19 protein-coding genes are annotated in these 19,882 nt (G+C 65.2%); 10 read left to right on the top strand and 9 right to left on the bottom strand.

All coding sequences use genetic code 11. The annotated features are described in order from the left end of the window. Positions 1 to 79: 79 nt before the first annotated feature. Positions 80 to 1,417 (bottom strand): proline--tRNA ligase, encoded by a 1,338-nt coding sequence (proS, locus tag E7811_RS13955; protein ID WP_136395571.1) that lies wholly within the window; start codon positions 1,415 to 1,417, stop codon positions 80 to 82. Positions 1,418 to 1,596: 179 nt separating this feature from the next. Here proS and E7811_RS13950 point away from each other — a divergent pair, with 179 nt between their 5' ends. The 9 genes from E7811_RS13950 (at position 1,597) to E7811_RS13910 (ending at position 10,633) form a co-directional block, all read left to right on the top strand. Then, positions 1,597 to 2,724, top strand: a complete 1,128-nt coding sequence (locus E7811_RS13950) for an AI-2E family transporter (RefSeq protein ID WP_136395287.1) — start codon at positions 1,597 to 1,599, stop codon at positions 2,722 to 2,724. Positions 2,725 to 2,744: 20 nt separating this feature from the next. Then, entirely contained in the window at positions 2,745 to 3,422 is a 678-nt protein-coding gene (locus E7811_RS13945) for a P-loop NTPase family protein (protein ID WP_136395570.1), read from the top strand. Between the two features lie 38 nt (positions 3,423 to 3,460). After that, the gene (locus E7811_RS13940) at positions 3,461 to 5,647 is read left to right on the top strand and encodes an RNA degradosome polyphosphate kinase (protein WP_136395286.1); all 2,187 of its coding nucleotides are present in this window, start codon (positions 3,461 to 3,463) and stop codon (positions 5,645 to 5,647) included. Between the two features lie 78 nt (positions 5,648 to 5,725). Next, positions 5,726 to 7,282: a Ppx/GppA family phosphatase gene (locus E7811_RS13935; protein WP_136395285.1), complete on the top strand. Its 1,557-nt coding sequence runs from the start codon at positions 5,726 to 5,728 to the stop codon at positions 7,280 to 7,282. A 1-nt stretch (position 7,283) separates the two neighbouring features. Beyond that, positions 7,284 to 7,898, top strand: coding sequence for a VOC family protein (locus E7811_RS13930; protein ID WP_136395284.1), 615 nt, complete (start codon positions 7,284 to 7,286; stop codon positions 7,896 to 7,898). Continuing rightward, a complete protein-coding gene (locus E7811_RS13925; protein WP_136395283.1) occupies positions 7,895 to 8,383 on the top strand; it encodes a GNAT family N-acetyltransferase in 489 nt (162 codons plus the stop codon). The genes E7811_RS13930 and E7811_RS13925 overlap by 4 nt, the downstream gene beginning before the upstream one ends. Positions 8,384 to 8,414: 31 nt before the next feature. Then, a complete protein-coding gene (locus E7811_RS13920) occupies positions 8,415 to 9,098 on the top strand; it encodes a molecular chaperone DjiA (RefSeq protein ID WP_136395282.1) in 684 nt (227 codons plus the stop codon). Then, positions 9,095 to 10,132, top strand: a complete 1,038-nt coding sequence (locus tag E7811_RS13915; RefSeq protein ID WP_136395281.1) for an endonuclease/exonuclease/phosphatase family protein — start codon at positions 9,095 to 9,097, stop codon at positions 10,130 to 10,132. The genes E7811_RS13920 and E7811_RS13915 overlap by 4 nt, the downstream gene beginning before the upstream one ends. Before the next feature lie 120 nt (positions 10,133 to 10,252). Then, entirely contained in the window at positions 10,253 to 10,633 is a 381-nt protein-coding gene (locus E7811_RS13910; RefSeq protein ID WP_136395280.1) for an AAA+ family ATPase, read from the top strand. Between the two features lie 170 nt (positions 10,634 to 10,803). Here the strand turns inward: E7811_RS13910 and scpA are convergent, their stop codons facing one another. Then, positions 10,804 to 12,933 carry a methylmalonyl-CoA mutase gene (gene scpA, locus E7811_RS13905; RefSeq protein WP_136395279.1) on the bottom strand — a complete coding sequence of 710 codons (2,130 nt, stop codon included), beginning with the start codon at positions 12,931 to 12,933 and terminating at the stop codon, positions 10,804 to 10,806. A gap of 97 nt (positions 12,934 to 13,030) precedes the next feature. Between scpA and E7811_RS13900 the strand changes: the two genes are divergently transcribed. Further along, positions 13,031 to 13,468, top strand: coding sequence for a DUF4174 domain-containing protein (locus tag E7811_RS13900; RefSeq protein ID WP_136395278.1), 438 nt, complete (start codon positions 13,031 to 13,033; stop codon positions 13,466 to 13,468). 126 nt (positions 13,469 to 13,594) lie between these two features. Here E7811_RS13900 and E7811_RS13895 read toward each other — a convergent pair whose 3' ends face one another. The 7 genes from E7811_RS13895 to E7811_RS13870 all read right to left on the bottom strand — a co-directional run bounded on the left by E7811_RS13895 (position 13,595) and on the right by E7811_RS13870 (position 19,714). Next, the gene (locus E7811_RS13895; protein ID WP_136395277.1) at positions 13,595 to 15,598 is read right to left on the bottom strand and encodes an acetyl-CoA carboxylase biotin carboxylase subunit; all 2,004 of its coding nucleotides are present in this window, start codon (positions 15,596 to 15,598) and stop codon (positions 13,595 to 13,597) included. Positions 15,599 to 15,721: 123 nt separating this feature from the next. Next, positions 15,722 to 15,931, bottom strand: coding sequence for a hypothetical protein (locus E7811_RS13890; protein ID WP_136395276.1), 210 nt, complete (start codon positions 15,929 to 15,931; stop codon positions 15,722 to 15,724). Positions 15,932 to 16,223: 292 nt separating this feature from the next. Continuing rightward, on the bottom strand, positions 16,224 to 16,625 hold the full coding sequence (locus E7811_RS13885) for a hypothetical protein (RefSeq protein WP_136395275.1): 402 nt from the start codon (positions 16,623 to 16,625) through the stop codon (positions 16,224 to 16,226). A 72-nt stretch (positions 16,626 to 16,697) separates the two neighbouring features. Next, positions 16,698 to 16,835 carry a hypothetical protein gene (locus E7811_RS17950; RefSeq protein ID WP_168733035.1) on the bottom strand — a complete coding sequence of 46 codons (138 nt, stop codon included), beginning with the start codon at positions 16,833 to 16,835 and terminating at the stop codon, positions 16,698 to 16,700. Positions 16,836 to 16,980: 145 nt separating this feature from the next. Continuing rightward, the gene (locus E7811_RS13880) at positions 16,981 to 17,403 is read right to left on the bottom strand and encodes a DUF6497 family protein (RefSeq protein WP_246020453.1); all 423 of its coding nucleotides are present in this window, start codon (positions 17,401 to 17,403) and stop codon (positions 16,981 to 16,983) included. Further along, positions 17,400 to 18,158, bottom strand: coding sequence for a class I SAM-dependent methyltransferase (locus tag E7811_RS13875; protein ID WP_136395274.1), 759 nt, complete (start codon positions 18,156 to 18,158; stop codon positions 17,400 to 17,402). The genes E7811_RS13880 and E7811_RS13875 overlap by 4 nt, the downstream gene beginning before the upstream one ends. Positions 18,159 to 18,181: 23 nt before the next feature. Then, positions 18,182 to 19,714 (bottom strand): acyl-CoA carboxylase subunit beta, encoded by a 1,533-nt coding sequence (locus E7811_RS13870; RefSeq protein WP_136395273.1) that lies wholly within the window; start codon positions 19,712 to 19,714, stop codon positions 18,182 to 18,184. Positions 19,715 to 19,882 lie beyond the last annotated feature (168 nt).

Genomic DNA, 19,882 nt, shown 5'->3' with positions numbered 1-19,882 from the left:
CAGGGCCACGCCCACCGTGAACCAGGTTGGCCGCCCCCTGCCCTTGGCGCCGCGCCTGCCCCTCGCCAAGGCGCGATGTTCAGCGGCCCGCGTAGATCGCGGCCACGCGGTCGACCGCGGCCTCGGCGCTCATTTCTTCCGAGGCGCCGGTGCGGCGGCAGGTCAGTTCCACCTTGCCCGCCGCCAGCCCGCGCGGGCCCACGGTGATCCGCCAGGGCAGGCCGATCAGGTCCATCGTGGCGAACTTGGCCCCCGCGCGTTCGTCGCGGTCGTCGTAAAGCGCCTCGAGCCCCTTTGCCGCCAGCGCCTTGTAGATGCTCTCGCAAGCCGCATCGGTCGCCCCGTCGCCCTGCTTCAGGTTCACGATCCCCACCGGGAAGGGGGTCACGCCCTCGGGCCAGATGATGCCCTTGTCATCATGGCTGGCCTCGATGATCGCCCCCAGAAGGCGCGAGACGCCGATCCCGTGGCTGCCCATCTCGACCGGCACGCGGGACCCGTCAGCGGTGACGACCGTGGCCCCCATCGCCTCGGAATACTTGGTGCCGAAATAGAAGATCTGGCCCACCTCGATCCCCCGGCCGACCTTGCGATGCGCCTCGGGGATCTGGTCGAAAACCGCCGGATCGTGGGTTTCGTCGGTGCGAGCGTAAAGGGTGGTGAATTCCTCGCAGACCGCGGCCACCTGCGCGCGGTCGTCATAGTCGATATCGCGTTGGCCCAGCTTCAGCCCGGTCACGCGGTCGTCATAGAATACCTCGGATTCGCCGGTCTGCGCCAGCACGAGGAATTCATGCGTGTTGTCGCCCCCGATCGGGCCAGAAGCCGCGCGCATCGGGATGGCGGTCAGCCCCATCCGTTCATAGGTCCGCAGGTAGCTGACCATGTGGCGGTTGTAGGCATGCAGCGCCGCGTCGCGGTCCACGTCGAAGTTGTAGCCGTCCTTCATCAGGAACTCGCGCCCGCGCATCACGCCGAACCGGGGGCGCACCTCGTCGCGGAACTTCCACTGGATGTGGTACAGCGTCAGCGGCAGGTCCTTGTAGCTGTTCACATGGGCGCGGAAGATGTCGGTGATCATCTCCTCGTTCGTCGGCCCGTAGAGCATGTCGCGGTCGTGCCGGTCCTTGATGCGCAGCATCTCCTGCCCGTAATCGTCATAGCGCCCGCTTTCGCGCCACAGGTCGGCCGGTTGCAGCGTGGGCATCAGAAGCGGGATATGCCCCGCCCGGATCTGTTCCTGATGCACGATCTCCTCGATCCGGCGCAGCACGCGGAAGCCGAGCGGCAGCCAGGAATAGATCCCCGCCGCCTGCTGCTTGATCATGCCGGCGCGCAGCATGTAGCGGTGCGAGACGATCTGCGCCTCGGCGGGGTTTTCCTTCAGGACGGGCAGGAAATAGCGGGACAGGCGCATGAAACGGACCTCTGGCATGGCGTTTGGCCGTTCCTAGCCGGAAGGCGCCGGGCTGGCAAGCGGGCCGGGTCGGGCCGGGGCACAAGGCGCGGCCGGCGGCGAGGATCACCGCCCCTCCCCCCCTTGAAACTGCGCCCCCCATGGGCGATGTCTGGTCTTTGTGTGCAAAGGGGGCGGGCATGGGCCTTCCGGTTCGGGATCAGGCGAAATACTGGGGGATCGCGGCGGCGGTTTTTCTGGCCGCGCTGTGGTTTCTGGGGGATGTGATCCTTCCCTTCATCGTCGGCGGCGCGGTGGCCTATTTCCTTGATCCGGTGGCCGACCGGCTGGAACGCGCGGGCCTTGGCCGAGCGGCGGCGACCACCGTCATCTCGCTGACCGCGCTGCTGATCGTCGTCCTGCTGATCCTCGCCGTCATCCCCACGCTTCTGAACCAGCTGACCGCGTTGGTGAACGCGGCGCCCGAGATCTTCCAGCGGCTTCAGGCCTTCCTGACCGAACAGCTTCCCGAACTCAGCGACGAAACCTCGACCATCCGGCAAAGCCTGCAGGACATCGGCCGGGTGATCCAGTCCAAGGGGGCTGAACTCGCGCAGACCCTGATCGGCTCGGCCATGGGGGTTCTGAACGCGGTGCTGTTCATCGTCGTCGTGCCGGTCGTGGCCTTCTACATGCTGCTCGACTGGGACAGGATGGTGGCCCATGTCGACGGCTGGCTGCCGCGGGACCACGCCCCCACCATCCGCCGCCTCGCGAAAGAGATCGACCGCGTGCTGGCGGCCTTCGTGCGCGGGCAGCTTTCGGTCTGCGTCGTTCTGGGCACGTTCTATGCCATCGCGCTGATGGTCGCGGGCTTGCAGTTCGGCATCGTCGTGGGCGCGATCGCGGGGGCGATCACCTTCATCCCCTATGTCGGCGCGCTGGTCGGCGGGGCGCTTGCGATGGGGCTTGCGCTGTTCCAATTCTGGGGCCCGGTCGAGGTGGACGGCGAGGTGATCCGCCAGGGCACCGACTGGGTCCGCATCGGCGTGGTGGCGGCGATCTTCGCCGCGGGCCAGTTCCTTGAGGGCAATGTCATCACCCCGCGGCTGGTGGGCAATTCGGTGGGCCTGCATCCGGTCTGGCTTTTGTTCGCGCTGTCGGCCTTCGGGTCGGTCTTTGGCTTCGTGGGCATGCTGGTGGCCGTGCCGGTGGCGGCGGCGATCGGCGTTCTGGCCCGGTTCGGGGTCGAACAATACCGCCAGAGCCTGCTTTACCGCGGCCTTTCCGGGACCGAACCGGGCGACAGTGACGAGGACGCCGCGTGAGCGGGCCCGAGCCCCGTCAGATGGCCTTCGACCTGCCCGCGCTTGATGCCTACGGGCGGGACGATTTCTTTGCCTCGCCCGCGAACCGGCTGGCGCTGGCCACCGTGGAAAACTGGGCGAACTGGCCCGACGGGCGGCTTCTGCTGACCGGTCCGGCGGGTTCCGGCAAGACGCATCTGGCCCATATCTGGGCCGCGGAAACCGGCGCCACGATCGTGCCCGGCGCAGGTCTGGCTGCGGCAAGGCTCGACGCGCTGGTCGCGGCCGGCGACGTCGCGGTGGAGGATGCCGAGGCGGTCGCGCGCGATCCGGCCGACCAGACCGCGCTGTTTCACCTGCTGAACCTGACCGCGGCACAGGGCCGCCGGGTGCTGCTGACTTCGGCCATTAGCCCGCGCGACTGGGGGCTTGGCCTGCCCGACCTGCTGAGCCGGGTGCAGGCCATGCAGGCGGCGCGGCTTGACGCGCCCGATGACGCGCTACTGTCGGCTGTTCTTGTCAAGCTTTTCGCCGACCGGCAACTGGTCGTGCCCGAAACGCTAATCCCCTATCTTCTGGCCCGGATGGAACGGTCGGTCGAAGCAGCGCGCGATCTGGTCGCGGCACTTGACGCACAATCTCTGGCCAGCCGGAAACCCGTCTCGCGGGCCATGGCGGCAAAGCTGCTGGACAAAGCGGATGATCCGGCGGAATATTAAGAAAATTCACCGCAACCTTCTGATTTTGTGACAGAAACATGACACAGGCCGACTTTCTGAATGCGCCGATGCCGAAGCCGGTCGATCTGTCCGAAGCCGATACCCATGGCCCCCACCGCTTTTTCAATCGCGAACTGAGCTGGCTGGCCTTCAACTGGCGCGTTCTGGAAGAGGCGGCAAACCCTTCGGTGCCGCTTCTGGAACGCCTGCGGTTCCTATCGATCTCGGCCACCAACCTGGACGAATTCTATACCGTCCGCGTGGCGGGCCTGCGGGCGCTGGTGCGCAACGGAAACAGTTCACTGTCCGAGGACGGCCGGAACCCGTCGGAACAGCTGCGGCTGATCCATGAGGACGCCCGGCGCCTGATGCAGACGCAGCAGACCACCTACAACCGCTTGAAGAAGGAAATGGAGACGCAGGGCATCACGATCCTGACGCGGTCCAAGCTGACGACGCGGGACCTGAAGTTCCTGGAACAGCACTTCCTCGACAAGGTGTTCCCGGTGCTGTCGCCGCTGGCGATCGACCCGGCGCACCCCTTCCCCTTCATCCCGAACACCGGCTTTTGTCTGGGTCTGGAACTGGAACGCCGGTCGGACCGGCGCAGCCTTCAGGCGCTTCTGCCGATCCCGCAGCAGATCGCCCGCTTCGTGGCCCTGCCCGCAAAAGAGGGCGAACACCGCTTCGTTCCGCTGGAAGAACTGCTGCTTCTGCATCTCGACATGCTGTTTCCCGGCTACACCGACCGGGGCCATTGCGCCTTTCGCGTGCTGCGCGACAGCGACCTTGAAGTCGAGGACGAGGCCGAGGATCTGGTGCGCGAGTTCGAGACCGCGCTGAAGCGCCGCCGTCGCGGCGAGGTGATCCGCCTGAAGATCAGCGCAGGCGCGCCCGAAGACCTGCGCGCGCTGATCATGGAAGAACTGGGCGTGACCGAGGACGAGATGGTCGAGGTCAAGGGCATGCTTGGCGTGGCCGACCTCAAGGAACTGGTGCTGTCCTCGCGCGCCGATCTGCTCTGGCCGCCCTTCAGCCCGCGCGTGCCCGAACGGGTGCAGGACCATGACGGCGACATGTTCGCGGCGATCCGCCAGAAGGACATCCTTCTGCATCATCCCTACGAAACCTTCGATCTGGTGATCCGTTTCCTGGAACAGGCGGCGCGCGATCCGAACGTGCTTGCGATCAAGCAGACGCTGTACCGCACGAGCCACGACAGCCCCGTCGTCTCGGCGCTGTGCGAGGCGGCAGAGGCCGGCAAATCCGTGACAGCCCTGGTCGAACTCAAGGCCCGCTTCGACGAGGCCGCGAACATCCGGCAGTCGCGGCGGCTGGAACGGTCGGGCGCGCATGTCGTCTATGGCTTCATCAACTACAAGACACATGCCAAGATCTCGACCGTGGTCCGCCGCGAGGGGGATGCGCTGGTGACCTATACCCATTACGGCACCGGCAATTATCACCCGATCACCGCGCGCATCTACACCGACCTGTCGTTCTTCACCTGCGATCCGGCGCTTGGCCGGGATGCCACCAAGGTGTTCAACTACCTGTCGGGCTATGTGCAGCCCGAGGGGCTGGAAAACCTTGCCATCTCGCCCATTTCGCTCAAGCCCCGGCTTCTGGAACTGATCGCGGCCGAGGCCGACCATGCCCGCGCGGGTCGTCCTGCTGAAATCTGGCTGAAGCTGAACAGCCTGATCGAGGCCGAGGTGATCGACGCGCTTTACGCCGCAAGCCAGGCGGGGGTGAAGATCAACTGCGTCGTGCGCGGGATCTGCGGGCTGCGCCCCGGCGTGAAGGGCCTTTCGGAAACCATCCGGGTGAAATCGATCGTCGGGCGGTTCCTGGAACATTCGCGCATCGTCTGTTTCGGCAACGGCCACGGCCTGCCGTCATCCGGGGCGCGGGTCTTCATGTCGTCGGCCGACTGGATGGGCCGCAACCTGACGCGCCGGGTCGAAACCCTGGTGGAGGCGCTGAACCCCACCGTCAAGGCGCAGATCCTGGATCAGATCATGGTCGCCAACCTTGCGGACGAGGCGCAAAGCTGGGTTCTGGATGCCCACGGGCAGTATCGCCGCAGCCTGACCGCCGAGGATGGTGAACTGTTCAGCTGCCACCGCTACTTCCTTGAAAATCCATCCCTTTCCGGCCGGGGAACGGCCCGCGCCAAGGACGTGCCGAAACTGGCGCGGCTGAAGGGCGGGACCGGCGCCTGACCTGCCGAACCGGTCGCGGAATCGTTGACCGGAGGCCCCGTTATCGGCATGGTCCGCTTGGACTGCCGGAGAAGACCCATGGACCACCGACCGAACACCGCCGACCACCCCGCGGATGACGGCGGACCCTTCGGGCGCCCGCTGTTCGAAGACCCCTCCGCGCGCGCCCTGTCGCGTGTCGGCGTGGTCGATGTGGGGTCGAACTCGGTGCGGATGGTGGTGTTCGACGGCGCCGCCCGCAGCCCGGCCTATTTCTACAACGAAAAGGTCATGGCGGGGCTCGGCAAGGGACTGGCCGAAACGGGCCGCCTGAACCCAGAAGGCCGCGCCCGTGCGCTTGCCGCGCTGAAACGCTTTGCGCTTCTGGCCGAGGGGATGGGAATAGCGCCCCTGACCGTCGTCGCCACCGCCGCCGTCCGCGAGGCCGTGGACGGGCCGGAATTCCAGGAACAGGTCCAGCGCGAAACGGGCCTGCGGCTGTGGGTGATCGACGGCCCGGAAGAAGCGCGACTTTCGGCGCAGGGCGTGCTTCTGGGATGGCCCGATGCCAAGGGCGTGGTCTGCGACATCGGCGGCAACTCGATGGAACTGGCGCGGATCGGCGGCGGCAAGGTCGGGCGGCGGGTCACATCGCCTCTGGGGCCGTTCCGCCTGATGCAGGTCTCTGCCGATCCGAAGAAGCGGCAAGACCACATCCGCCGCCAGCTTCGCGCCCTGAACGAGGATATCCGCGCCAAGGGCGAACGCATCTACCTGGTCGGCGGCTCGTGGCGCGTGATCGCGCGGCTTGACATGGAACGGCGGAACTACCCGCTGACGGTGCTGCACGAATACCGGATGCAGCCGAAATCGCTGCTGGATACGCTCGACTGGATCGCGTCCAGCGATCTGGCGGTCCTGCGCGGGCGCACCGGCACCTCGGCCGAACGGATGGAACTGGTGCCGCTGGCCTGCGAGGTGCTGCGCGAACTGATCGATATTCTGAAACCGTCCGAGATCGACGTGTCCTCTTACGGTATCCGCGAAGGCCTGCTTTACGAACAGATGCCCGACCGGCTGCGCGCACGCGACCCGCTGATCGAGGCCGCCCGCGCGACCGAAGCCACCCAGGCCCGCGTGCCGGGGTTCGGCAAGAAACTGTTCGGCTTCATCCATCCCATCTTCAAGGGCGCCAGCGAGGAACGCCTGCGCCTGATCCGGGCCGCCTGTCTTCTGCATGACACGACCTGGCGCGCCCATCCCGACTATCGCGCCGAGGCCTGTTTCGACAATGCGACGCGGGCCAACCTGGGCGGGCTTGACCATCCGGGGCGCGTGTTCCTGGGTCTTGCGCTTCTGCACCGCTACAAGAACAGCCGCAGCGGCAGCCGGATGGAGCCGCTGTTCCGCCTGCTTTCCGAAGAGGAAATCCAGGAGGCCGAGGTTCTGGGCAAGGCGATGCGTTTCGGCGCGATGTTTTCCATCGACAAGCCCGAGACCGCCGGGGCGCTGACCTGGCAGCCGAAAAAGCGTGTCCTGGGCCTTGCGCTGACAGAACGGGGCCGGGGGCTTTTCGGCGAGGTGGCGCAGGCGCGCTTCAATTCACTGGCCGTCGCCTTGCGCGCGCAAGTCCGGATCACCGAAATGGAGGGCTAGGATGCTGCGTCTCGATCACCTGGCCGTGTCAGCCCGCACACTTGCCGAAGGCGTGGCCGCGGTGGAATTCGCCCTTGGCGTGCCGCTGGTGCCGGGGGGGCAGCATCCGCTGATGTCCACCCACAACCGGCTTCTGGGTCTGGGCGACATCTACCTTGAGGTGATCGCCCCCGATCCCGATGCCCCCGATCCGGGGCGCCCGCGCTGGTTCGACCTTGACCGGTTCGAAGGCCGGCCGCGCCTGACCAACTGGATCTGCGCCTGTGACGATCTGGCGGCCGCACTTGCCGTGGCCCCCAGGGGCTCCGGCATGATCACCGATCTGGAACGCGGTGACCTGCGCTGGCGCATGGCCATTCCGGCAGATGGACGGCTGCCTTTCGACGGCGCGTACCCGGCCCTGATCCAGTGGCTGGGAAACCAGCACCCCACCCGGCGCTTGCCCGAGGTCGAGGTGCGGCTGGAACGGCTCGAGATCGCCCACCCGCAGGCCGCAGCCCTGCGCGAGGCGCTGAAGGGCCAGTTCGACGATCCGCGCGTCGCGGTGATCGACGGTCCCGACATGGACATGCGGGCGCATTTCACAACCCCGCACGGGCCGCGCGTGCTGGAATGATCCGGCCAGCGACCGCGGCGGATATTCCCGCCATCCTCGCCATCTGGAACCCGCTCATCCGCGACACGATGGTGACCTTCAACGCGGCCGAAAAGTCGCCTGATGACCTGGCCGCGATGCTGGCCGCAAAAGAGGCCGACCGGTATCCGTTCATCGTCGCCGACAGCGGGGACGGGATCGCGGGCTTTGCGACATACGGGCAGTTTCGCGGCGGGGTCGGCTATGCCCGCGCGATGGAACACACGATCATGCTTGGCCCCGACGCCCGCGGGCGCGGGATCGGCCGCGCCCTGATGCGCGCGATCGAAGACGATGCGCGTGCGCGAGGCGCCCATTGCCTGATTGCGGGCGTTTCCGGCGGCACCCCCGAAGGCCGCGCCTTCCACGCCGCGATCGGCTTTCGCGAAGTCGCGATCGTGCCCGAGGTCGGCTGGAAGTTCGGGCGGTTCTGGGATCTTGTGCTGATGCAGAAAATCCTGACCTGACAGCCCGCGTGGCAACGGCTATGCTGCGTCCATGTCGATCTGGACCCGCATATCCGATGCGCTGAAGGCGCTGACCGCCGGCGAAGGCCTGACGGCGGTTTTCGACCGCCTGCGCAGCCCGCCGGAACGGTCCGTCGCCTTTACCATCGCCGTCATCGCGCTTGGCGCCAAGATGGCCAAGGCCGACGGGCTTGTGACCCGCGATGAGGTCACGGCCTTCCGCCGCATCTTCACCATTCACCGTGACGAAGAGGCCAATGCAGCGCGGGTCTTCAACCTGGCGCGGCAGGATGTTGCGGGCTACGAAACCTATGCCCGGCGGATTGCCGCCATGTTCGAGGGCGACCGCGAAACCCTGATGGACATCATGGAAGGGCTGTTCGCCATCGCCATCGCAGATGGCGAATACCACGAGGCCGAAGACGGCTTCCTGCGCGAGGTGGCGACGATCTTCGGGCTGCGGGAATGTTGCTTCCGGGGCCTGCGCGAACGCTATGCGCCCGACATGCCGCATGATCCCTATGACGTGCTTGACGTCGACCACGACGCGCCGATCGAAGTGATCCGCGCCGCTTGGAAAAAGGCGGTGCGCGAAAGCCACCCCGACCGGATGCAGGCGCGCGGGGTTCCGGAAGAGGCGGTGCGCCTTGCCGAAAGGCGGCTGATGGCCGTCAACCGCGCCTGGGAGGAAATCAGCCGGAAACAGGCCGCATGACCCGCGAAGGTCTGCGCATCGCGACCTACAATGTCGAATGGTTCAACGCCCTGTTCGACGATCGTGGAAAGCTTCTGGAAGACCGCGAACCATCCGCCCGCTACCAGGTGACCCGGTCGGACCAGTTGGGCGCGCTGGCCATCGTCTTTACCGCGCTCGATGCCGATGCGATCATGGTGATCGAGGCGCCCGACACCGGCAGCCGCCGCAAATCCGTGACCGCGCTGGAAAACTTCGCCGCTCATTTCCAGTTGCGCACGACCCGGGCGCTGACAGGGTTCGCCTCGGAAACCGAACAGGAAATCACCCTGCTTTACGATCCCGCGCGGATCACGGTGCGCCATGATCCCAAGGGCGATCCGATGGGAAAGGAAGGCGCGCCACGGTTCGACGGGTCGTTCCGGTTCGATCTGGATGCCGATTCCACCCCCGAAACGATCCAGTTTTCGAAACCGCCTCTTGAAATCGCAGCCACGACGGCCAGCGGCCGCAAGCTGCGCCTGATCGGCGTCCATGCCAAGTCGAAAGCCCCGCACGGCGCCCGCAACGGCGACGAAGCCAAGCGGATCGGCATTGAGAACCGCCGCAAGCAACTGGCGCAATGCGTCTGGCTGCGTCGCCGGGTCGAAACCCATCTCGATGCCGGCGACAGCCTGATCGTTCTGGGCGATTTCAATGACGGTCCCGGTCTGGACGAGTTCGAACGGCTGTTCGGCCATTCCGGAGTCGAGATCGTGATGGGCGTTGACGTTCCGCGCGACAGGCGCCTGACCGATCCCCATGCCGAGATGGCGCTGTCGCGCAAGGTGGGATTCTCGCCCACGACCGCACGATTCTACCTGGCCTCGAAAAAGCGCTATTTTGAGGCACTGCTGGATTTCGTCATGGTGTCGCCCGATCTTGCGGCGCTCGGGCCCGTCTGGCGCATCTGGCACCCGCTGGACGACCCTGATTGCTACAGGGTTCCCGAACTGCGCGAGGCGCTTCTGACCGCCTCGGACCATTTCCCGGTGACGATCGACCTGCCGCTGTAAGGCCCCTGCGCACCGCTCCGAATACGGGTTTGGCCGCGCGACCGGCACGCCGCGAACGGCGTTTTCGCAGCCCATCCGCAACCCATAGGAATCTCTGGCACAAGGGCCTATATTGAACGCATGAAACCGATTGCCCTGATCCTCATCGCGGCCCTGCCCCTTGGCGCCCTTCCGCTGTCGGCGCAGGAAACGCCCGCGCCCGCCCCGATCATCCCCGCGCCCGAGATCGCGCCCGAGGCCGCGCCCGCGCCATCGGACGACCTGGAGGAAGGCGCGGACCTGATCAAGCGGGGGGCCGAACTCTTGTTGCGCGGCCTGATGGACGAGGTCGAACCCGCCCTGAGGGACATGGAAGGCGCGCTGTCCGAGATGGAGCCCGCGCTGCGCGACCTGATGGAAATGCTGGGCGACATCCGCAACTACGAACCGCCCGTGCGCCTTCCGAACGGCGACATCCTGATCCGCCGGAAAGCCGAACCGGACACCCAGATCGAGTTGTAAGAAAAGGGGGGCTGTCTGCCCCCTCTTTGGCTTCGCCAAATTCACCCCCCGAGGATATTTCTTCCAGAATGAAAGCAATTTGACTCAAACTTGCTTCACTTTGGCGCAAATATCCTCGGGGGTGAGCCGTCGCAGGCAGCGAGGGGGACGGAAAGCCCCCTGCCCCTGCCTCAGCCGCGCGCCTCGCGGATCAGGCGCAGGATGTCGCGGGCGGCGTTCGGGATGTTGGTGCCCGGCCCGAAGATCGCCTTGACGCCTGCCTGCATCAGGAAATCGTAATCCTGCTGCGGAATGACCCCGCCGCAGATCACGATGATATCGCCCGCACCACGGTCGCGCAGCGCCTCGATCAGTTTGGGCGCAAGCGTCTTGTGGCCCGCCGCCTGGGACGAGATGCCCACCACATGCACGTCGTTGTCGATGGCATCCTGCGCCGCCTCTTCCGGGGTCTGGAACAGGGGTCCCACATCCACGTCAAAGCCGATGTCGGCGAAGGCGGTGGCGATCACCTTGGCGCCGCGGTCATGGCCGTCCTGGCCCATCTTCACCACCAGCATCCGCGGACGGCGACCTTCGGCCTCGGCGAAGGCTTCCACGTCCTTCTGGATTGCGGCGAACCCGTCGTCGCCCTCGTAGGCCGCGCCATAGACACCGGCGAGCGTCTTCACTTCGGCGCGGTGGCGACCGAACACCTTTTCCATGGCCATGCTGATCTCTCCGACTGAGGCGCGCGCGCGGGCGGCATCGACGGCCGCTTCCAGAAGATTGCCGCCCTCGGACGCGCGGCGGGTGATTTCGTCAAGCGCCGCCTGGCAGGCGGCCTCGTCACGACCGGCGCGCACCGCGTTGAGCCGCGCGATCTGCGCCTCGCGCACCTTGACGTTGTCGATGTCGAGGATGTCGATCGGGTCTTCCTTGGACAGCCGGTACTTGTTCACCCCGACGATCACATCCTCGCCCCGGTCGATGGCGGCCTGGCGGCGGGCGGCGGATTCCTCGATCCTGAGCTTGGGCATGCCCGAGGCCACGGCCTTGGTCATGCCGCCCATGGCCTCGACTTCCTCGATCAGCTTCCAGGCCTCGTCGGCCAGTTGCGCGGTCAGGCTTTCGACATAGTAGCTGCCCGCCAGCGGATCGACGACGCGGGTGACGCCGGTTTCCTCTTGCAGGATCAACTGGGTGTTGCGCGCGATCCGGGCAGAAAACTCGGTGGGCAGGGCGATCGCCTCGTCCAGCGCGTTGGTGTGCAGCGACTGCGTGCCGCCAAGGGCGGCGGCCAGCGCCTCGTATGCGGTGCGGATGACGTTGTTGTAGGGGTCCTGTTCCTGCAGGGAAACGCCCGAGGTCTGGCAATGGGTGCGCAGCATCAGGCTGCCGGGCTTCTTCGGTTCGAATTCCGACATGATCCGGTGCCACAGAAGGCGCGCGGCGCGCAGCTTCGCGGCTTCCATGAAGAAATTCATGCCGATGGCGAAGAAGAACGACAGCCGCCCCGCGAATTCGTCCACATTCATCCCGCGGGCAATGGCCGCGCGCACATATTCGCGACCGTCGGCCAGCGTGTAGGCCAGTTCCTGCACGAGGTTCGCCCCCGCCTCCTGCATGTGATAGCCGGAGATCGAGATGGAGTTGAACTTGGGCATCTCCCTGGCGGTGTATTCGATGATATCGGCCACGATCCGCATCGAGGGTTCGGGCGGATAGACATAGGTGTTCCGCACCATGAATTCCTTCAGGATGTCGTTCTGGATCGTGCCCGAAAGCTCTGGCCGCGGGACGCCCTGTTCCTCGCCGGTGACGATGAAATTGGCGAGGATCGGGATGACCGCGCCGTTCATCGTCATGGAAACGCTGACCTTTTCCAGCGGGATGCCGTCGAACAGGATCTTCATGTCGGCAACGCTGTCGATGGCGACACCAGCCTTGCCGACATCGCCCACCACGCGGGGATGGTCGCTGTCATAGCCGCGGTGGGTCGCGAGGTCGAAGGCCACCGACACGCCCTGCTGACCTGCGGCCAGTGCCTTGCGGTAGAAGGCGTTCGATTCCTCGGCGGTGGAAAAGCCTGCATATTGCCGGATCGTCCAGGGGCGGCCGGCATACATCGTGGCCCGCACCCCGCGTGTGAAGGGCGCGGCCCCCGGCACGCCGCCCATATGCGGCAGGTCCGCCGTGTCCGCAGAGGTGTACAGCGGCTTGACCGGGATCCCTTCCAGCGTGTTCCATGTCAGGCTGTCGGGGTCGCGGCCCTTCAGCTCTTTCGCGGCCAGCGCGCGCCAGGCGTTCAGGTCTTCGGTCATCGTCGTCTTCCTTTGCGTCACGCGGGCGTGGGCGACCCGCAATCCTTGCTTTGGTTTTTCGGCGCTCCGCCCCTATATCTGTCAGGACGGAGGTGCCATGAAACCGCTCTACATCCTTGTTCTTTCGGCCTTTCTGCCCCTTGCCACGATGGCTGAGGACAGCCCCGCCTTCGCCCCGGTGCCGGGGTCCGAGGTCGTGCTTGAGGATCTGATGTATCTCAAGCGTCCGGTGGTGGTCTTCGCCGACAGTCCGAACGATCCGAACTTCACCCGGCAGTTGGCGCTTCTGGAGCGGGATTTCGCCGGGCTTGAGGCGCGCGACGTGGTGCTGATCGTCGATACGGACCCGGCGGCGAAATCCGCGATCCGGCAAAAACTGCGGCCCCGCGGGTTTTCGCTGGTGCTGATGGACAAGGACCTGAAGCCGGTGATCCGCAAGCCCCTGCCCTGGGACGTGCGCGAGATCGTGGCGGCGATCGACAAGTTCCCGCTGCGCAGGCAGGAGATGCTGGAACGGCTGCCCGCCGGTCGATAGGCGGGTCGATAGGCGGGCCGAGGGTGCGCGGAACCGCGGGACGGGCAGGCGCCGCATGGCATCGCCCCCCGTCCCGTCCCTTCCCGCCGGGGGAAGGGCTGCGCGGTTTCCGGCCCCCTCGCCACCTTATTCGAACTCCATGATCACGTCGTCGACCTTCAGGCTGGCGCCCGGTGCGGCATTGATCTTCTTCACCACGCCCCTCTTTTCGGCCTTCAGGATGTTTTCCATCTTCATGGCCTCGACGGTGGCCAGCGCCTGGCCTTCCTGCACTTCCTGCCCCTCTTCGACGCTGATCTTCACGACCAGGCCCGGCATCGGGCACAGCAGGAAACGCGAGGTGTCCGGGGGCAGCTTTTCGGGCATCAGCAGGGCCAGTTCCGCCTGGCGGGGCGATTGCACCCGGGCCTTGAGGTCCGCGCCGCGCAGGCGGATGCGGAAGCCCATCGGGATCTTGCCGACCTTCATCACCAGCGGATCGCCATCGACCATGAGCCGTGCAAGAGGCTGGCCCGGCGTCCAGCCGCTTTCGACCCGGTGGCTGCTGCCATCGGCGAAGGTCACGGTCGATCCCGCCTTGTCTGCCGCGATGGTGACGGGGAAGGATTCGCCCTGAAGCGTCACCACCCAGTTGTCGCCGACCCGGCGTTCGTGGTTGTCCATCGTGCCGGAAATCTTGGTGCGGCGGATCTCGGCCACGCGGTTCATCGCCGCGACGCTGGCCGCGACCCGGCGCAGGGTCTGGGCATCAAGCGTGACGCCGTTGAAGCCTTCGGGATATTCCTCGGCGATGAAGGCGGTGGTGATGTTGCCCGAGGTGAAGCGCGGGTGATCCATCACCGCCGAGCAGAACGGCAGGTTGTGGCCGATGCCTTCCACCTCGAACGTGTCGAGCGCGAGGCGCATTTCCTCGATCGCATCCGCCCGCGTCGGCCCCCAGGTGCAGAGCTTGGCGATCATCGGGTCGTAATACATGCTGATCTCGCCGCCCTCGTAGACGCCGGTATCGTTCCGCACGATGCCGCCGCCGCTGGTCTTGCCTTCGACCGGCGGGCGATAGCGCGTAAGCCGCCCGATCGAGGGCAGGAAGTTGCGGTAGGGGTCTTCGGCGTAAAGCCGGCTTTCCATCGCCCAGCCGTTGATCTTCAGGTCCGATTGCGCGAAAGGCAGCTTTTCGCCGTTGGCGACGCGGATCATCTGTTCCACAAGATCGACGCCGGTGATCAGTTCCGTGACCGGATGTTCCACCTGCAGGCGGGTGTTCATTTCCAGGAAATAGAAGTTGCGGTTGCCGTCGACGATGAATTCCACGGTGCCCGCGCTGGTATAGCCGACGGCACGGGCCAGGGCGCAGGCCTGTTCGCCCATGGCCTTGCGTGTGGCCTCGTCAAGGAAGGGGCTGGGCGCCTCTTCGATGACCTTCTGATTGCGGCGCTGGATCGAACATTCGCGTTCGTGCAGATAGACGCAGTTGCCGTGCTTGTCGGCCAGCACCTGAATTTCGATGTGGCGCGGCTGGGTGACGAACTTCTCGATGAAGATACGGTCATCCCCGAACGAGGACGCGGCTTCGTTTTTCGAGGACTGAAAGCCCTCGGCGGCCTCCTGATCGTTCCAGGCAATCCGCATCCCCTTGCCGCCGCCGCCCGCGCTGGCCTTGATCATCACCGGATAACCGATTTCACGGCTGATCTTCACCGCCTCGTCGCTGTCGGCAATCAGGCCCATGTAGCCGGGAACGGTGGAAACCCCCGCCTCCTGCGCGATCTTCTTCGAGGTGATCTTGTCCCCCATCGCCTCGATCGCCGGGGACGGCGGGCCGACGAAGACCACGCCTTCCTTTTCCAGCGCGGCGGCGAAATTCATGTTCTCGGACAGAAAGCCATATCCGGGATGCACCGCCTCGGCCCCGGTGGCACGGATCGCCTCCATGATCTTGTCGATCACGATGTAGGATTGCGCTGCCGGGGGCGGACCGATGTGCACGGCCTCATCGGCCATCTTCACATGCAGCGCGTTGCGGTCCGCGTCGGAATAGACGGCAACCGTCTGGATACCCATCTTGCGGGCCGTCTTGATGACGCGGCAGGCGATCTCGCCCCGGTTGGCGATCAGGATCTTCTTGAACATTTCGGTCCTTCCCCTTGAACGCGCCCGTCCCCAGGCACGAAAACGAAAGGACCACCCGGGCGGTCGGCCCGGATGGTCCCTTGATTGGCGATGCGCGCGCGGTCGCCCGCGCGACGGTTCAGATCAGTAAGACGGGCAGGGCGGCAGGCCCGGCACGCCGCAGCTGGCAGCACCGGCCAGACCGCCGAGGGCCGCGCCGGCGACCATGTTCTCATCGGTCGCGTCCGCGATCGCCGCGCCGACAACGGCGCCGGTGATCCCGCGTTCGGTCTGCGTGCAGGCGGTGACGCCCACAAAAGCCGCTGCAACAAGTACAAAAGTGGAAATACGCATGGTGCTCTGCCTCCATCAGGGGATGTTATGCCCTGTGAGTTTACCCCAATCTCGGCCCCGGAAAAGCGGAAAAAGCCGCCAAGCGGCGCATCGGCAAAAACCGGCCCGACCCGCGAAGGGCCGGACCGGGAGGAAGGGGAAGGGTAACAGTTACGGCAGATCCGGGATGCGGATGGGGCCGCATTCCCGATGGCACCAGCATGGCGCACGCCCCTGTCGCGATCAAACGGGAATCCGACACGCATCTGGCGATGCGCGGATTTCTGCCTGATTGACAAGGGGTTGCGCAGAATCATGCCGTGTCGTCCTCGTCATCGTCCCAGTCATCGAAGGACAGATCGGGGGCATCACCGGCAAAGACCTCGGGGAAGGAGGCCTGCGCGCGCTTCAGGTCGATCCGCAGAAGCGCCTCATAGCTGGAAGGGTCGAACGGATCTTCGGCCGGCACGACTTCGCGACCGAAAAGCCAGGACAGGCGCCCGGCATCGAGGTTCCCGCGCTCGAACGGGTCCTCGCCGAACTGCGCCCAGAGGGCGGCCATGAAACCCTGATCGGCCATGCGGTCGGCGTACTTGCGGTCCTTGAACCGCTCGCGCTTCACAAGCTTCGTCGCCCCGTCCTTGTTGGCGCGGCGGATGGTGAACTGGAAATCCGTCCCGGGCAGGCGACCGGGAAAGCCGCGGTGCTTCAGCATGTCTGCGCCCTCCGCTGACGGATCGCGGCGGCGCGACGGACCGGCCCGCGAAGGCCGGTCCGGGCAGATGCGTCAGTTGTACTTGCCGGTGTAGGTCGGCTCGGTGGTGACGGGCGTTTCGACATAGGTCGGCTCTTCCATCTTGGGCGCGCAGGCCGAGATGAAGGCGACAAGACCGATTGCCATGGTTGCACGGACGATGTTCGACATTTTCTGCTCCTGTTCCTTTGGGGCGCGCGGATCGCGTCGCCCGGCGACAGGATAGCCGATGCCACACCCGCGGGGCAGAGGAACTTTGCCGTATCGGCAGAAATCGGCGCGCAACCGGCAAGCCTGTGATGTGATTGCAGCGTCATCAGTAGATATCCCAAACGCATTGGCCGTCGACGATGGAAAATGCCTCGAAAAACTGCGTCGCATCGGGCGCCGCTTCTCCGAAGGGCAGGGCCACATCCGAAAGCGAGATGATGATCTGGTTCGGCACGGGACCGGTCTCCGACAACCGCTGAAGCGCGTAGTTCTGGCACAGGTCCAACATGTCGGCGGCGGCGGTGTCGAAATCCACGCCCCCCCCCTCGCGCGCGATCTGCGGCGCGACAAAGCGGAAGCGCAACGTCAGCCCCTCTGGCCCCGGCGCGTTCCAGATCACATCCTGCAACGTGACAGGCTGGCCCGAGGGCACCGGAATGGTGGCATCTTCGCCCGTCAGAACGGCCGAGCCGTCCTGCTGGACGGACCAGGTCGCCAGATCGGGAAAGGGTGTGATGTCTGCGGTCATGCCGTGGCCTTCCGCAACAGGACCCGGCGCGCCTTGGGCGGGGCGTCAAGATCGGTCAGCGTGCCGAACCGCGCCAGTTTGGCGGCCTGTTCATCGGCGGTGCGTTCGCGCAGATCGAAGATTGCCGCACCGCCGGGCTTCAGCGCCCGTTCAAGAAACGGCAGATACAGATCGACCGGATAGTGGAAGCCGCAGGACAGGAAGCTGACCGCCAGATCCACGGGTTTTGCGGTTTCCGGCGCAACATCGCGCGGGTTCAGGGTTTCGATCTTCTTGGGCGAAATCCCGTTGTCTTCCAGAAGCTTGCGCGCCCGTGCGAGCGAGGAATAAGCCGCCCCTTCGGACTTGAACCCGAAATGGCGATGTTCGTTTTCCTCAAGGTCGATCAGCAGGACTTCGGCCTTCAGTGCCTTCGCGGCGAAAAGGTCGAAGAATGCATAGCCACAGCCGATATCGGCGATGCGCTTCGGCTTCAGCTCTTGCAGAAGGCTCACGATCGCACTGAATTCGGCACGGATCACCCCGGCGGCGCGGCGGGCGATGGCATCGCCCATCTCGTCCACCACCGCCGTGATCGGCCCGTCGTCGCCATCGTTCCATGCCTTGATGATCCGGCCGGATTTCGGCCGGTCATACATGACCTCGGACCGTTGCAGGATCAGGTTCAGAAGGTCGCCCCTGTCGAGACACGACAGGTCAAGCGACGTGATCGCCGCCTCGGCCGCTTCGGCCCCGATGTCGATGGCAAGTTGCATGAATACCCCCTGTTGGATGCTCGTTACAGGGGGATGTTATCGTGCTTCTTCCACGGGGTTGACAGCTTCTTGTTGCGCAGGGCCGCAAATGCCCGCGCCACGCGACGGCGGGTCGAATGGGGCATGATCACCTCGTCGATGAACCCGCGTTCAGCGGCGACAAAGGGATTGGCAAAGCGGTCTTCGTAATCCTTCGTACGGGCGGCGATCTTGTCCTTGTCGCCAAGTTCGGACCGATAGAGGATCTCGACCGCGCCCTTGGCGCCCATAACGGCGACCTCGGCGGTGGGCCAGGCATAGTTGAAATCTGCCTTCAGGTGCTTTGACGCCATCACCACATAGGCCCCGCCATAGGTCTTGCGGGTCAGGACCGTGACCTTGGGCACCGTCGCCTCGCCATAGGCGAACAGGAGTTTCGCGCCATGCTTGATGACGCCACCGTATTCCTGCGACGTTCCCGGCAGGAAGCCCGGCACATCGACCAGCGTGAGGATCGGGATCTCGAAGGCATCGCAGAACCGCACGAAACGCGCGGCCTTGCGCGAGGCGTCGATGTCCAGACAGCCCGCCAGCACCATCGGCTGGTTGGCCACCACGCCCACCGATTGCCCTTCGACACGAATGAACCCGGTGATGATGTTGGCGGCGAAATCCTTCTGGATCTCGAAGAAATCGCCCTCGTCGGCGATCTTCAGGATCAGTTCCTTCATGTCGTAGGGCTGGTTCGGATTGTCGGGAACCAGGGTATCGAGGCTGGTTTCCACCCGCGACGGATCGTCGAAGAACGGGCGGACCGGGGCCTTCTGCCGGTTGTTCAGCGGCAGGAAATCGACAAGGCGGCGCACTTCGGACAGCGCTTCGACGTCATTCTCGAACGCGCCATCGGCCACGCTGGATTTCTTCGTATGGGTCGAGGCACCGCCCAGTTCCTCGGCGGTGACAACCTCGTTCGTCACGGTCTTCACCACATCGGGGCCGGTGACGAACATGTAGCTCGAATCCTTCACCATGAAGATGAAGTCGGTCATGGCCGGCGAATAGACCGCGCCACCCGCGCAGGGGCCCATGATGACCGAAATCTGCGGCACCACGCCCGAGGCTTCGATGTTGCGCTGGAAGACCTCGCCATAGGCGGCAAGCGAGGCCACGCCTTCCTGGATGCGCGCGCCGCCGGAATCGTTCAGCCCGATCACGGGTGCGCCGTTCTGCATCGCCATGTCCATGATCTTGCAGATCTTAGCGCCATGGGTTTCCGACACGGAGCCGCCCATCACGGTGAAATCCTGGCTGAACACATAGACCATGCGGCCGTTGATCGTGCCCCAGCCGGTCACGACGCCATCGCCTGCGGGCCGGTCGGCCTCCATCCCGAAATCGGTGCAGCGATGCGCCACGAACATGTCGAATTCCTCGAACGACCCCTCGTCCAGCAGAAGCTCGATCCGTTCGCGGGCGGTCAGCTTGCCCTTGGCGTGCTGACCGTCGACCCGGCGCTGCCCGCCGCCCTGACGGGCCGTTGCACGGCGCTGTTCCAGTTGTTCCAGGATATCCTTCATGGTGTCTCCCCCCATGGATTTTGCCGGAAATTACACGTGCGAGGGCCTTGCAGGAAGGAGAATCCGGTAAATTTGCAAATTATTGGCAAGTCTTTCAACGCAAATTGCAAATCACTGTTTCAATCCGGCTGGCGGGAAACCGGAATTGGGTTTAGCAACACCCTGCAA

It is taken from the genome of Aliigemmobacter aestuarii, from assembly GCF_004799285.1.
GTDB classification, from domain to species: domain Bacteria; phylum Pseudomonadota; class Alphaproteobacteria; order Rhodobacterales; family Rhodobacteraceae; genus Aliigemmobacter; species Aliigemmobacter aestuarii.
The sequence above is the reverse complement of the archived record's forward strand: the minus strand, read 5'-3'. Positions and strand labels throughout refer to the sequence as shown.